Below are 13,022 nucleotides of genomic sequence, written 5' to 3'. Positions count from 1 at the left end.
TCCCCCTCTTTCGGGCAGATGAACCCTCACCGTCTCATCGCGATAGACGCCCGACAGGGTTACACGGTTCCGCCCGGTTCGGGAAAGAGCTGGTCAAGCACGCGGGCTACCCCGTCCTCGGCCACCGTGGCGGTGACCTCGTCGGCAGCGGCCCTGACCTCCTCGGAGGCGTTGCCCATGGCCACGCCCCTGGCCGCCCAGCGCAGCATGGCGATGTCGTTGTGGCCGTCCCCGAAGGCGATCGTGTCCAGCGGGGACACGCCCAGCTCCACCCGCACCTGCTCCAGCGCGCTGGCCTTGGAGATGCCCTCGCCGACCACCGTCAGCCACGCGTCCTGGCCGTGGTCGAGGGTCCAGGTCACCTCGGGCAGCTGGTGCTCCAGCAGCACCTCGGCCAGCTCCAACTGGGTCATGCCCGCCCAGTGCGCCACCAGCCGGGTGGTCGGCGAGCCGACCAGCTCCAGCTCGTCCACCTCGCGGTTGGTGCCGGTCAGCGACCACTTCGGGTAGCCGGAGCTGACCCGGTTGCCCCGGCCCGGCTCCTCCATGGAGAACTCCCCGCCGGGGATGAGCTTGCGCAGCAGCTGCACCACCGGCTTCGGGTCGAAGGTCGCCAGCTCGGTGAGCACCCCGGTGGTCAACTCCAGCCGCACCGCCCCGTTGCTGCACAGCGCGACCCCGCTGCTCAGCGCCAGCTCGTCCAGCACGGAGCGCAGGCCGAGCGCGGTGCGCCCGGTGGACAGCACCACGTGGGCCCCCGCCGCGAGCACCCGGTCGATCGCCGCGCGCACCGCCGGGCTGATCACGCCTTCGCTGCCGATGATCGTGCCGTCGACGTCGAGGGCAACGAGGTCAGGACGCCAACTGGTCACGTGCACCAACCCTAGCTACCCCTCTGGGGTGAACCGCCTGTGATGGCGGTCACCGATCCGGAACTCGTTCGTTTCGAGATAAGCACCGGCAACGGGGCCGGTGCGTCGAGCGGAGGTCCACACGTGAGGTTCCCTGCCTTGCTCCGTCGGATCGTCACCGTCAGCTGCGGGCTGGCCGCCACACTCGGGCTCGGGTCGCTGGGTGCGGTCGCCCAGGCCGCGCCCGACCCGGCTGCCGGCCCGGTGCAGACCAACATCGTCAGCGCGGCCTGGTACGCGCTGGCCCACACCAAGGCCTCCCCGCCAGGGGCCAACGACTGGTCCTGCCGTCCCACGGCCAAGCACCCGCGCCCGGTGGTGCTGTCCAACGGCACCGGGGCCAACGCCTACGACGACTGGGCCGCGGTCTCTCCCGCGCTGGCCGCGGACGGCTACTGCGTGTTCGCGCCCAACCTCGGTGGCCCCGACGGCGGCATGTTCCAGGCCATCGGCGACATCCCCACCACGGCGCGGCAGTTCGCGGCGTACGTGGACAAGGTGCTGGCCGCCACCGGTACGAGCAAGGTGGACGTGGTCGGCCACTCGCAGGGCGGCATGATGCCGCGCTACTACCTGAAGTACCTGGGGGGCGCGAGCAAGGTCGGCGCGCTGGTCGGGCTGGCCCCGTCCAACCACGGCACCGACCTGAGCGGGCTCGTGCACGTGGTGCAGGCGCTTCCCGGCGGCAACACCTTCGTCGCGGCGCTCTGCCAGGCGTGCACCCAGCAGGAGTTCAACTCCGGTTTCATCAAGGACCTGAACGCGGGCGGGGACACCGTGCCCGGGGTGCGGTACACGGTGGTGGCCACGAAGACCGACGAGGTGGTCACGCCCTACACCTCCTCGTTCCTGTCCGGGGCCAATGTGGTGAACACGACCCTGCAGAACTACTGCGCGATCGACGGCACGGAGCACATCGGCATCACCTACGACCGGATCGCGATCCGCCTGGTGCGCAACGCCCTTGACCCGTCATCGGCGCGCACGCCCAACTGCCTGACCTGAGCCCAGTTGTTGAACCACGGTTCACGAACATAGGTGAACCGTGGTTCAATAATGCCCGTGGCGCGCCCCCAGGTGATCAGTGACGAGCGGTTGCTCGAGGTGACCGGGCTGGTGATCGGCCGCCTCGGCCCGGGGTTCACCCTGGCCGAGGTGGCCGCCGAGGCCGGGGTCGCGGTGGGCACCGTGGCCAAGCGGTTCGGCTCCAAGCAGGGCCTGCTGGCGGCGATGTTCCGCGACGCGACCGCACGGACCGCGCGGCTGATCAGGGAGCAGGCGGCCAGGGCCCGCACGCCGGTGACGGCGCTGCGGGCCGGTCTGTGCGCGGTCTACGCCGAGGTCGGCGACGCGGACACGGCCGCGAACCACCTGGCCCAGCTGGGCACCGACCTGGCCGATCCCGAGCTGCGCGAGCTGCTGAGGCAGCACTTCGCGGCCTGGGAGGCCGAACTGCGCGTGCTGGTCGAGGCGGCCGCGCCCGACCTGCCCGGCGCCCCGCCCACCGCGACCGCCGCACGGCTGCTCATCGCGCTGGCCAACGGCACCGCGCTGGACTGGTCGCTGCAACCGCGCGGGCGGCTGGTCGACCGCATGCGCAGGGACATCAACTCAGTGCTGGAGGGCTGGCAACGATGATCGCAGTCGTGACGGGCGCGACCCGTGGCACGGGCAGGGGGATCGCGGTCGAACTGGGCGCGATCGGCGCCACCGTGTACTGCACGGGGCGGACCACCCGCGAGCGGCAGAGCCCGATGAAGCGGTCGGAGACGATCGAGGAGACGGCCGAGCTGGTGACGGCCGCGGGCGGGCGGGGCATCCCGGTTCGCTGCGACTTCATGGAACCGGCCGAGGTCGCGAACCTGCGCGACCGGATCGAGTCCGAAGTGGACGGTCGGCTGGACGTGCTGGTGGACGACGTCTGGGGCGGCAGCGACCTGGAGCACGGCGGGCCGTTCTGGGAGGGCGACCTGGAGCAGGGGCTGCGGATGTGGCGCAACGGGGTGCAGACCCACCTGATCGCCCTGCACACCCTGGTGCCGCTGGTGATCCGCAGGCCGGGCGGGCTCGTCGTGGAGGTCACCGACGGGGAGGACGACGAGAACTACCCGGGCATGCTGTTCTACGACACCGTGAAGGCCAGCGTGCGCCGGTTCGGCAAGGTGCTCGCCAAGGAGCTCGCGCCGCACGAGTGCACGGCGATCGCCGTCACGCCGGGGTTCCTGCGCTCCGAGTGGATGCTCGACCACTACGGCGTCACCGAGCAGACCTGGCGCGAGCACATCGCCGTGGACCCGCACTACGCCATGTCGGAGACCCCGCGCTACCTGGGCAGGGCGCTGGCCAAGCTGGTGCAGGACCCGGACCGGGCCCGGTGGAACGGCAAGTCGCTGGCCTCCTGGACGCTGGCCAAGGAGTACGGGGTGCGCGACCTGGACGGCAGCCAGCCGGACTGGGGCCGCTGGATGGCCGAGGTGTACGACACCGGCACCGACCCGACCACCGTGGACGCCGCGCTGTACCGCTAGGGCGAACATGGCGTACCGCCAGCGCCGACACGCCGTACCGGAAGCGCCGACACGCGCCGTTCAACCCCGCGTGTCGGCGCTTCGCGTACCGCGTGTCGGACGTTCCCGTGCGGTGTGTTCGTCGCTCCCGTGCGCCTCACACGTCGCCGGGGCGCACCAGGCCGGTCTCGTAGGCCAGCACCACGGCCTGCACCCGGTCGCGCAGCTCCAGCTTGGCCAGGATGCGGCCCACGTGGGTCTTCACCGTGGCCTCGGACAGGAACAGCTTCTGCGCGATCTCGGTGTTCGACATGCCCTTGGCGATGAGCACGAGCACCTCCCGCTCGCGCTCGGTCAGCACGTCCAGCACGGCCGCGTCCCGCAGCTCACCGCCCCCGGTCGGGCCGATGAACCGGTCGAGCAGGCGCTTGGTGACGCTGGGCGAGACCACGGCGTCCCCGCTGGCCACGGCGCGCAGCGCGGACACCAGGTCAGCGGGCGGGGTGTCCTTGAGCAGGAACCCGCTCGCCCCGTTGCGCAGCGCGGACAGGGCGTACTCGTCCATGTCGAAGGTGGTCATCACGAGCACCTTGGCGGTCTGCGCCTCGGTGATCCGCTTGGTCGCCTCGACCCCGTCCAGCACGGGCATGCGCACGTCCATCAGCACCACGTCCGGCCGCAGCTCGGCAGCCAGCTTCACGGCGTCGAGGCCGTCGCCCGCCTCCCCGATCACCTCGAGGTCTTCTTGGGCGTTGAGCACCATGCGGAAACCCATCCGCATCAGCTCCTGGTCGTCAACCAGCAGGACTCGGATCACGCGGTCAGCCTAGGCGGCCCGCGCCCGAGCCCACCGGCAGCACGGCCTTGACCCGCCAACCACCACCCGGTCGCGGCCCGGCGTCCAGGCTGCCGCCCAGCACACCGGCCCGCTCCCGCATGCCGATCAGCCCGTTGCCCCCCGACATACCGGCCAGCTCGCGCGGGGTGCCGAAGCCGTCGTCGTTGACCTCGACCTCGATCTGGTCCTCGGTGCGGTCCACCCGCACGGTGGCCGAGGCGCTGCCGCCCGCGTGCTTGATCGAGTTCGTCAGCGCCTCCTGCACGATCCGGTAGACGCTCAGCCCCACGCCCGCGGGCAGGTCGTCCAGGTCCCCGTGCATGGTCAGCTCCACGGGCAGGCCCGCGGCCCGCACCTGTTCGGCCAGCTTGGGCAGCGAGCCGGTGTCCGGCTGCGGCACCCGTTCGGCCTCACTGTTCTCCTCACCGCGCAGCAGCCCCAGCAGCCTGCGCAGCTCGGTCAGCGCCTGCCTGCCCGTGTCCGAGATGGTGCTCAGCGCGAGCTGCGCCATCTGCGGGTCGGTCTGCAACGCGTAGCCAGCCCCGTCGGCCTGCACCACCATGACGCTCACCGCGTGCGCCACCACGTCGTGCAGCTCGCGGGCGATGCGCGTGCGCTCCTCCGCCACGGCGATCTTCGCCTGCTGGTCGCGCTCGGTCTCCAGCAGCTTGAGCCGCTCCATGACCTCGGCGTTGTAGGCCCGGCGCGCCCCCACGAACTCGCCCATGGCCCAGCAGAAGGCGAAGATCGTCACGATCAGCATCAGCGTGCTGACCACGCCGACCACCTGCTGTACCCGGAAGATCTCCCAGCAGACCGTGCCCACGGTCAGCCAGACCGCGTAGATGGCGCCCTGCCTGCGGCCCACGTAGGCCACCATCGTGTACAGCGCCACGCCCAGCGCGAGGTCGGCCGGTCTGACCAGCAGGCCGCCGGTGGTGTAGTCCAGCCCGTTGAACGGGACCCAGGTGAACAGCTGGAGGAAGCCGCCAGCGAGGATCACGTAGCAGGCCAGCTTGGGATTGGCCCTGCGGAACACCAGCGGCACGAGCAGCAGCACCGCCGTGAGCAGGAAGGCGGCCCGCGAACCGGGGCCGACCGCCTTGGCGGCCATCAGCAGGTCGGGCATGCCGATGATCCCGGCGATCAGGGAGTCCCCGAACACCGGGTGGGCACGCATCCACAGGCTCAGCCGCCGCACCGTCCCAGGGTAGAAGCGCCCGCGCGGTCACGACGTCCCCCTGGGGTACCACTACCTGGTGCTACCCCAGAATGAGTGATCATCAGAGGGGCCGTGGGACGATCTGCCGGTGACCGCGGCACGTGAACAGCAGCGCCCGCCAGCCGGCCCGCTGTCGGCGGCGGTGGCCCGCCTGGCCCAGGTGCTCCAGCCGCAGGTCGGGCCGCGCACGGCCGCCGGGTTCCAGGAGGTGCTGCGCAGGCTGTCGGCCCCGTTGCAGGTCGCCGTGGCCGGTCGCATCAAGTCCGGGAAGTCCACGCTGGTCAACGCCCTGATCGGGCGCCGGGTCGCGCCCACCGACATCGGGGAGTGCACCCGGCTGGTCACCCGCTTCCAGTACGGCACGGTGGACCGGATCGAGGTGGTCCGCACCGACGGCGGCCGCCAGGTGCTGCCGTTCGAGGCCAACGGCATGATCCCCGCCGACCTGGACCTCGACCTGGAACAGGTCTCCCACCTGGAGGCCTACCTCACCAACGAGGTGCTGCGCGAGCTCACCGTGATCGACACCCCCGGGCTGGGCTCGCTCGACTCGGCGTCCGTGGCCCGGACCGAAGACCTGCTTGCCGGGTCGAGCATCGGCGTCGAGAAGCTGCTCGACCGCGTGTCGCAGGACGCCGTCGCGGGCGCCGAGGCCGTGCTCTACGTGCTGACCCAGTCCGTGCGCGCCGACGACAAGGACGCGCTGAGCACGTTCACCGCGGCCACGGCCGGGCGCGACGCCGGCCCGGTGAACGCGATCGCGCTGCTGAACAAGGCCGACACCGTGGCACCGGAGTCGGTGGCCGGCTCGGAGGGCGAGGTGTGGCGGGCCGCCACGATCCTGGCCGAGAAGCAGGCCCTCGCGCTGGGGCCCAAGGTGGCCGCGGTGCTGCCGGTGATCGGCCTGCTCGCCGAGTCGGCGGAGACCGGGTCGTTCACCTCGGCGGACGCCGACGCCCTGCGCCGCCTCGCCGAGCTGGACGAGGCCACCTGGGACACCATGCTGATGTCCGCCGACCTGTTCACCACCTGGGAGTGCGAGGTCCCGGCGAGCGCCCGGTCGGCCCTGCTGGAGAAGCTGGACCTGTACGGGGTAGGGCAGGCCGTGCGCGCACTGCGGGCCGACCCCACGCTGACCGCGGGTGCCCTGCGCCGCGCGCTGCTCGACGCGTCCGGGCTGGCCGGGGTGCGGTCCCGGCTGGACGCGGTGTTCCGCGCCCGCGCCGACGGCATCAAGGCGGCCGCCGCGCTGGCCTCGATCACCGCGCTGGCCCACGCCTCCGGCGACCCCGGTGAGCGCCAGCGGGTGCACGACGCCATCGAGGTGCTGCTGGCCAAGCCGGAGGCCCACCAGTTGCGCCTGCTGGAGGCGCTGACCCTGGTCACCTCCAACGCCGTGCGGATGCCCGAGGACCTGGCCGATGAGGTGCTGCGGGTGGGCGGTTCGGCCAGGATCCCCGAGCAGCTCGGCATGGTGGGCAGGCCGCCGCAGGAGTTGATCGCCTACGCGCTGGAGCGGGCCGGCTGGTGGCGGTCGTTCGCCTCGTTCGGCGCCACCCCGGCGCAGAGCCGGGTTGCGCACGTGGTGCACAGGGCGTACTTCCTGATCTGGCAGCAGTTGCGAGGGGGGAACGATGTCCGGGGGAACTGAACCACCAGGTGCCGCGTCGGAACCGGATGTGCAGGCCGAACTCCTGGAACAGGCGCTCAGCGAACGCAAGGCACTGATCAACCTGTGCCTCTACGCGATGGACCGCGCACGCAGCTCCGGGGTGGTGGAGCGGCTGGAGGCGGGGCTGGCCGAGCTCGGGGTGAGCGCGGTCCGCCCGGACGGCGAGCGCTTCGACCCGGCGCACCACGAGGCCGGTGGCACGCAGCCCACCGAGGACCCCGCGCTGGACGGCCTGGTCGCCGAGACCGAGCTGGCCGGGTTCACCGACCGCGGGCTGCCGCTGCGCCCGCCGATCGTGATCGTCTACGCCTCGTGACCGCCCCGGCCCCCGGACTGCCCCAGCTGGTCAAGCAGGCCCGGGAGAACCTGAGCGGGCTGCTGCGCGAGCACGACCGCAAGGCGGCGGAGCAGCTCGAGCGCCTGCGCGAACAGCGTGCCGCCACGCCGACCGTCGTGGTCCTCGGTGAGACCAACCGCGGCAAGAGCTCACTGGTCAACGCCCTGCTCGCCAGCCCAGGACTGTCCCCTGTGGACGCCGACGTGGCCACCGCCAGCTACCTCGTGCTGCGGCACGCGGAGAACTGGTCGGCCCGCGCGCACTACCCGGGACGCGCCGAGCCGGTCGAGTTCGAGGTCGACCGGTTGCGGCAGTACGTGACGGCACAGGAGGAACTGCCGCCGCGGCACGTCGAGCTGTCGGCGCCGATCCCGCTGCTGTCGAGACTGTCCGTTGTGGACACGCCAGGGGTCGGTGGGCTGAACTCCATGCACGGTGAGCTGGCCGCCGAAGCCGCCGCCTCGGCCACCGTGCTGCTGTTCGTCGTGGACGCCTCCGCGCCGTTCACCAAGGGGGAACTGGACTTCCTGCGCACCGTGGGCGGTCGCGTCGAGACGGTGCTGTTCGCGCTCACCAAGACCGACCAGTTCCGCGGCTGGCGCCAGGTGCTGGAGGCCGACCAGGCGTTGCTGGCCGAGCACGCGCCGAGGTTCGCGGGCGCCCGGTTCCACCCGGTGTCGGCGCGCATGGCCGAGATGGCGGGCAAGGCGCCCAACCAGGACGCGGCCGCCATGCTCCGCGAGCGTTCGGGCGTCGCCGAGTTGCAGACCGCCTTGCAGGAACTGGTGGTCGGCCGCTCGCTGATGCTGGCCGAGGCCAACGCGCTGCGCGGGCTGTCCACCGCCACCGCCGAGGTCGTGGTCAAGCTGGAGGGCCAGGTCAGGGCCCTGTCCACCGGCAACGCCGAGGCTGAGGCGCTGCGCGAGCGGCGTGAGCAGTTGGCCGCCGAGCGCAAGTCCTCCACCAGGAGCTGGCAGGTCAAGCTGCGCAGCGAGATCCAGCGCGCGCGGCTGGAGTCGGCGCACGAGGTGAGCAAGCAGGTCCGTGACGCCCAGGCGTGGTTCCGCCAGGCCATCGACGTGGCCGACCGCGAGCAACTCGCCCAGGTGCCCCAGCAGCTCGACGCCGGGTTGCAGCTGATCGCCGGGCGGGTCACCGAGGTGCTGGCCGACCGGCTCGGCCGGGCCGCCGACACCGCGCTGACCGAGCTGTTCTCCGCCGAGGAGCTCGCGGTGATCCGATCCCAGTTCGCCAGGGCCGGTCACCCGCCGGTGGTGCTGCGGCTGCCGGACAAGCGCACGCCCACCGCCGAGGACAAGCTGCTCGTGTTCATGGGCCTGTCCGGGGGCATGGGCATCGGCCGGGTCGCCGCCCTGCCGCTGGCGGGAATCGGCGTGGCCGCGCTGAACCCCGTGGTGCTGCCGGTGACCATCGTGCTGGGGCTCGGCGCGGGCTGGTGGATGGCGCGCACCCGCAAGCACACCGCCGACAAGCAGCACATGAAGCAGTGGCTGTCCGACGCGCTCGCCGACGCCCGGTCCACCCTGGACCAGGTGGTGTCCGAGCAGCTGATCGACGCCGAGGCCCAGTTGTCCCTGGCCCTGGACGAGGCGCTGAGCAGCCGGATCGAGGCCATCGAGGAGCAGCTGCGCGAGGTGGACAAGGCGCTCAAGCTGGACGCCACCGAACGGGCCCAGCGCCAGCAGGCGGTGGCCGTCAAGCTGGCCGACCTGACCGCCGGGCGGGACCGCGCCGAAGCCCTGCTGGGCACGATGCGCCAGCTCAGGGACAACGTGCCTGCAACCACGAATTGACGTGGAAGTCGGACGCCGTGTCCTAGTTGATTATGCGCTCTTCTGTGCACTTCAGTTCGGCGTACGCTGGATGAGCCCTAGCTCCGAACTGGGAGGTGTCCGCCATGAGTGGCGACAATCTGTCGTTGGGCGCCCGTATCAGGCGTGCGCGCAAGCGTCGCCAGTTCACCCAGGAGTATCTGGCTGAGAAAGCCGAGGTCAGTGTCGATCTTGTTCGCAAACTGGAGCAGGAAGTCCGCCACACGGCCAGCATGAGTTCACTGACCCGTATCGCGCGTGCGCTGGATGTGGATGTTCCGCAGCTGCTCGGTCAGATCGGCAACATAGAACCTTCGGTGGACGAGGAAGCGGTGGGAATCCTCGCGGTCCGTGATGAACTGACATCGCTTTCCTACTTTCCGGGCCTTGTCGACGAAGAGGTGTTCAACGACCAGCCGCCGACTATCGATGGACTCCGTGTCGCACTGTCGCATGCGGAATCCGTACGACAGCGCGGATCCTTCGCCGAACTCGGTGCCATGCTTCCCGGTCTCATCACCGAGGCACGGGCGGCTGTGCGCGAGCTCTCAGGAGAAGATCGGGAAGCTGCGTATGGACTGGTGTCAGAGGTGCTCCAGATCGCTTCTACGATGCTCACCGCGTTGGGGAGACCCGATATCGGCTACATCGGGCTTCTTCGGGCGCAGGAGGCCGCCGAGCAGTCCGGCAACGAGCTGTTGCAAGCCATGAACGTCTCGGCGTTGAGCTGGGTCTTCTTCAAGCAGGGGCGGCTGGCCGACGCGGAGACCGCAGCACTGCGAAAGGCTGGTCAGCAGTCGCCCGACTTCGTCCGCGACCCGGCCGAGAAACTGGCGGTGTGGGGGATCCTCATGCTTCGCGCGGCAAGTGCCGCGGTACGGAACAAGCAGGTTGACCGTGCGGAGGAGCACATGAGCCTGGCGCGGGCGGCTGCTGCTCGCGTCGGCCGGGATCACAACATATACGCCACCCCGTTCGGTCCGACCAATGCCGGTATCGCCGCAGTCAACGCGGCCGTGGAGAGCGAGCGGTTCGAGCGCGCCTTGCAGTTGGCCGAGTCGGTGCCGACCGACGGCTGGGTGTCCACCACCTGGCGATCGCGATATCTGCTCGATCTCGCGATCGCGCACAGCGAGCTGGATCAGGATGACGCCGCGACAGAACAGTTGCTCGCCGCCGAACGGTTGGCGCCGGAATGGATGCGGTACCACATGCTGAGCCGCCAAACTGTCCGTGAACTCGCCGAACGAGCTCGGCGAAGGCGAGCACCGATTCAACAGCTGGCCGATCGCCTGCACATCGAGCTCTAGCGCTGGGACACCGCGTCCCAGTGTGAGTGAGCACTGGGCTTCTCTCTGAACCCCGGTCACTTCAGGTCGCGCTGTTCTTGTTGTACCTTGGTCGGCATGACCAGCAAACCGGAACCGGGCACAAGGGTGAGTGCAGTACTCGGCGGCGTATGCAGATTCGGTGTCGTGATGCCGTACGACGTGGGGTTGGCATCGACCGCGGTGCCGATCCGGTTCGACGACGAGGTGTGGCGTCAGTTCAGCGCTGACGAGGTTGAGATCGTCGAAGTGATCCAGGACTGTGGGCTGGAACGGTAGATGCCCAACGCCTCGTCGCTCGTCCGCCAACTCGTTGAAGTCCGGTGTCGCTACACAGGTGAAACGCACAGCGCTGTACTGCCGGAGATCATCCGTGGGCTGGAGCCACTCACCAAGGACGATCGGGACTGTCTACTGGCAGCCCTGCACGATCATGACGTTCTCATACAGGCAGATCTACAGTCGGCGGTGCTCCCCGACGCGGTAACTGGTGAACAGCAGTACCTGGAGGCCGCGCTCTTCGTCGCTGCGGGCAAGGTCGGCGGGCCGGTGTTCCGCATGGTCCGGCCGTTGGCGGACGGCATCGCAGTGCACGTGCGCCCGGATGCGCTGATCCCCCTGCTGCGTGGGTTGCTGCTTGGTCTCGCGGGTCTGAGGTTGCGGCGGCACCGACGGCATCAGGAGTTGTACTTGCCGGGTACGTCAGCCCGCGTGGTGCTGCCCGCAGTGGCCGCGGCGCGATTGGCTTACCTCGGCGAGGAGTTCTGGCCCTGGTTGCTCAGAGGTCCCCGCCCGCGGGCCGATGTGCAGCTGTGTCCGTGGAACGCGGCCGCCAGTGCACTGTTGCGTCGATCTTCGGTTTTCGACACCGCGTGGGAGTGCACGGCGGCACCTCCAACCTGCCGCGTGACGTGGCGGGACGGTCTGACGACTGCGCGTGTGGCCGCGCTGCTAGCGCACCCGATCGTGGGTCTGCCACTGCTGGGCTGTCGACCTGCCGAGCAGTACCTGGAGCTCGGGCTGGCGGTGGGCAGCATCCAACTCGTCGGCCCTGACCTGGTCGGGGGCACTGTCCCGGTGACCTGACTGGATGGTGGAACCGATCGGGCCTACCGTGGGTCCAATCGGTACAGGCAACCCGAGCGGAGATGGGGGCGCGGCGGTGTACATCGAGGACGACAACGACACGGGCCACGAGATCAAGGTCGTGATCGACGGGCACGAGTACACCGCCGAGGAGACCGAGAGCTACCACCACGACGGCACGATGGACACCGCCGTGGTGGCGGGCGACGACGGTGGGCACATCAACTACACCGACACCAACCACGACGGTGAGGCCGACCTGGCCGTCCAGTACGACAGCCACGGCACCGTGGTCGCGCAGGCCCACTACGACCACGCCAGCGGCAAGTGGATCAAGGACTCGGCCGGGCACGGTGGCGGGACCATGACCGTGGACACCGCGCAGGGCGAGAAGTCGGTGGGTCCGGCGACCGCCGACACCACCGGCAGCGGGCACAACGACACGGCCGTGGTCACCGACTCGCACGGCAACACGTGGATGTACACCGACGTGGACGGGGACGGTAAGGCCGACTACGCCATGGAGATCGACAGCAAGGGGCAGGTCACGATCTCCGAGCACACCGGCACGCACAAGTGGACCGCCGTGGAGCACGGGCACCTGGACTCCAGCGGCACGTACCACAAGGACAGCGGCACCGGCACGCACAAGGTGGTCGGTGCGAGCGACGCGGACTGGGGCGCCGACAACCCGCTCGGCGACCAGGCCTCGACCGCCGCCGTGGTGAGCACCGACCCGGTCACCGGCGAGTGGCGCTGACGCTCGTGGCGTGAAGGTGGCTTTCACTGCGCTGGACGTAGTGAAGGGCACTTTCGCTGCATCGGCGGCGGCGCCGTGGGCGGGGTGCGCATGCCGTGAAGGTGCCGTTCGGGACGTTGGGCGTCACGAAGGTGCCGTTTGAGACGTGGGTGGCGGCGCCTCGCTCGGGCCTGCGGTGCCGTGAAGGTGCCGTTCGGGACGTTGGGCGTCGCGAAGGTGGCCTTCGAGACGTTGGCGGCGTCGCCCAGCCAGGGGCCAGCGCGGTGTGCCGACCGCCGTGACCTGCGCACCGTTCGGGCTGGGGGTCCGAGCGGTGGCGCCGAGGACGTCCCCGATGCCATTGCGGTGTCGGGGATGTCTCATTTCTGGTAATTTCTGAGCAGAACAAGCCCACGTGGTCCGCTGTGGTCTGAACCAATGCGTATTCGGAAACGATTCCGGAGTGATCTGCGCTACACAATGGAAGCGCTCCCACGCCTGCTGAAATAGGCCGTTTGCGTGCTCGAAAAGAGTGCTGAATCGATTCCTT

The 13,022-nt window shown here is 70.0% G+C and carries 13 protein-coding genes; 10 read left to right on the top strand and 3 right to left on the bottom strand.

Features of this window, described 5'->3' with window-relative positions:
• Nucleotides 1-59: 59 nt before the first annotated feature.
• Entirely contained in the window at nt 60-872 is an 813-nt protein-coding gene (locus KALB_RS42970; RefSeq protein WP_035977046.1) for an HAD family hydrolase, read from the bottom strand.
• Between the two features lie 138 nt (nt 873-1,010).
• Here KALB_RS42970 and KALB_RS42965 point away from each other — a divergent pair, with 138 nt between their 5' ends.
• The 3 genes from KALB_RS42965 to KALB_RS42955 are packed head-to-tail and all read left to right on the top strand — an operon-like array spanning nt 1,011 to nt 3,439.
• Entirely contained in the window at nt 1,011-1,916 is a 906-nt protein-coding gene (locus KALB_RS42965; protein ID WP_025361864.1) for an esterase/lipase family protein, read from the top strand.
• Between the two features lie 57 nt (nt 1,917-1,973).
• Entirely contained in the window at nt 1,974-2,549 is a 576-nt protein-coding gene (locus KALB_RS42960) for a TetR family transcriptional regulator (RefSeq protein ID WP_025361863.1), read from the top strand.
• Nucleotides 2,537-3,439, top strand: a complete 903-nt coding sequence (locus tag KALB_RS42955; protein ID WP_025361862.1) for an SDR family oxidoreductase — start codon at nt 2,537-2,539, stop codon at nt 3,437-3,439. The genes KALB_RS42960 and KALB_RS42955 overlap by 13 nt, the downstream gene beginning before the upstream one ends.
• A gap of 136 nt (nt 3,440-3,575) precedes the next feature.
• Here the strand turns inward: KALB_RS42955 and KALB_RS42950 are convergent, their stop codons facing one another.
• Both KALB_RS42950 and KALB_RS42945 read right to left on the bottom strand, forming a co-directional pair.
• Nucleotides 3,576-4,235, bottom strand: a complete 660-nt coding sequence (locus KALB_RS42950; protein ID WP_025361861.1) for a response regulator — start codon at nt 4,233-4,235, stop codon at nt 3,576-3,578.
• A gap of 4 nt (nt 4,236-4,239) precedes the next feature.
• Nucleotides 4,240-5,436, bottom strand: a complete 1,197-nt coding sequence (locus KALB_RS42945) for a sensor histidine kinase (RefSeq protein ID WP_182839565.1) — start codon at nt 5,434-5,436, stop codon at nt 4,240-4,242.
• Between the two features lie 130 nt (nt 5,437-5,566).
• Between KALB_RS42945 and KALB_RS42940 the strand changes: the two genes are divergently transcribed.
• The 7 genes from KALB_RS42940 to KALB_RS42915 all read left to right on the top strand — a co-directional run bounded on the left by KALB_RS42940 (nt 5,567) and on the right by KALB_RS42915 (nt 12,493).
• Nucleotides 5,567-7,129, top strand: a complete 1,563-nt coding sequence (locus tag KALB_RS42940) for a dynamin family protein (RefSeq protein ID WP_025361859.1) — start codon at nt 5,567-5,569, stop codon at nt 7,127-7,129.
• A 28-nt stretch (nt 7,130-7,157) separates the two neighbouring features.
• On the top strand, nt 7,158-7,466 hold the full coding sequence (grpE, locus tag KALB_RS42935) for a nucleotide exchange factor GrpE (protein WP_025361858.1): 309 nt from the start codon (nt 7,158-7,160) through the stop codon (nt 7,464-7,466).
• Nucleotides 7,463-9,301: a dynamin family protein gene (locus tag KALB_RS42930; RefSeq protein WP_025361857.1), complete on the top strand. Its 1,839-nt coding sequence runs from the start codon at nt 7,463-7,465 to the stop codon at nt 9,299-9,301. Before grpE ends, KALB_RS42930 begins: the two co-directional genes overlap by 4 nt.
• Nucleotides 9,302-9,405: 104 nt before the next feature.
• Nucleotides 9,406-10,629 (top strand): helix-turn-helix domain-containing protein, encoded by a 1,224-nt coding sequence (locus KALB_RS42925; RefSeq protein WP_025361856.1) that lies wholly within the window; start codon nt 9,406-9,408, stop codon nt 10,627-10,629.
• A 96-nt stretch (nt 10,630-10,725) separates the two neighbouring features.
• On the top strand, nt 10,726-10,926 hold the full coding sequence (locus tag KALB_RS47380) for a hypothetical protein (RefSeq protein ID WP_148309879.1): 201 nt from the start codon (nt 10,726-10,728) through the stop codon (nt 10,924-10,926).
• The gene (locus KALB_RS42920) at nt 10,927-11,733 is read left to right on the top strand and encodes a hypothetical protein (protein WP_025361855.1); all 807 of its coding nucleotides are present in this window, start codon (nt 10,927-10,929) and stop codon (nt 11,731-11,733) included.
• Nucleotides 11,734-11,809: 76 nt separating this feature from the next.
• On the top strand, nt 11,810-12,493 hold the full coding sequence (locus KALB_RS42915) for a hypothetical protein (RefSeq protein WP_025361854.1): 684 nt from the start codon (nt 11,810-11,812) through the stop codon (nt 12,491-12,493).
• The last annotated feature ends 529 nt before the right edge of the window (nt 12,494-13,022 follow it).

Origin of the sequence: Kutzneria viridogrisea DSM 43870, from assembly GCF_000525635.1 — a bacterium.
In the GTDB taxonomy this organism is placed as follows: Bacteria; Actinomycetota; Actinomycetes; order Mycobacteriales; family Pseudonocardiaceae; genus Kutzneria; species Kutzneria viridogrisea.
Note: the sequence above shows the minus strand (reverse complement) of the source record. Positions and strands in the feature narration are given on the sequence as shown.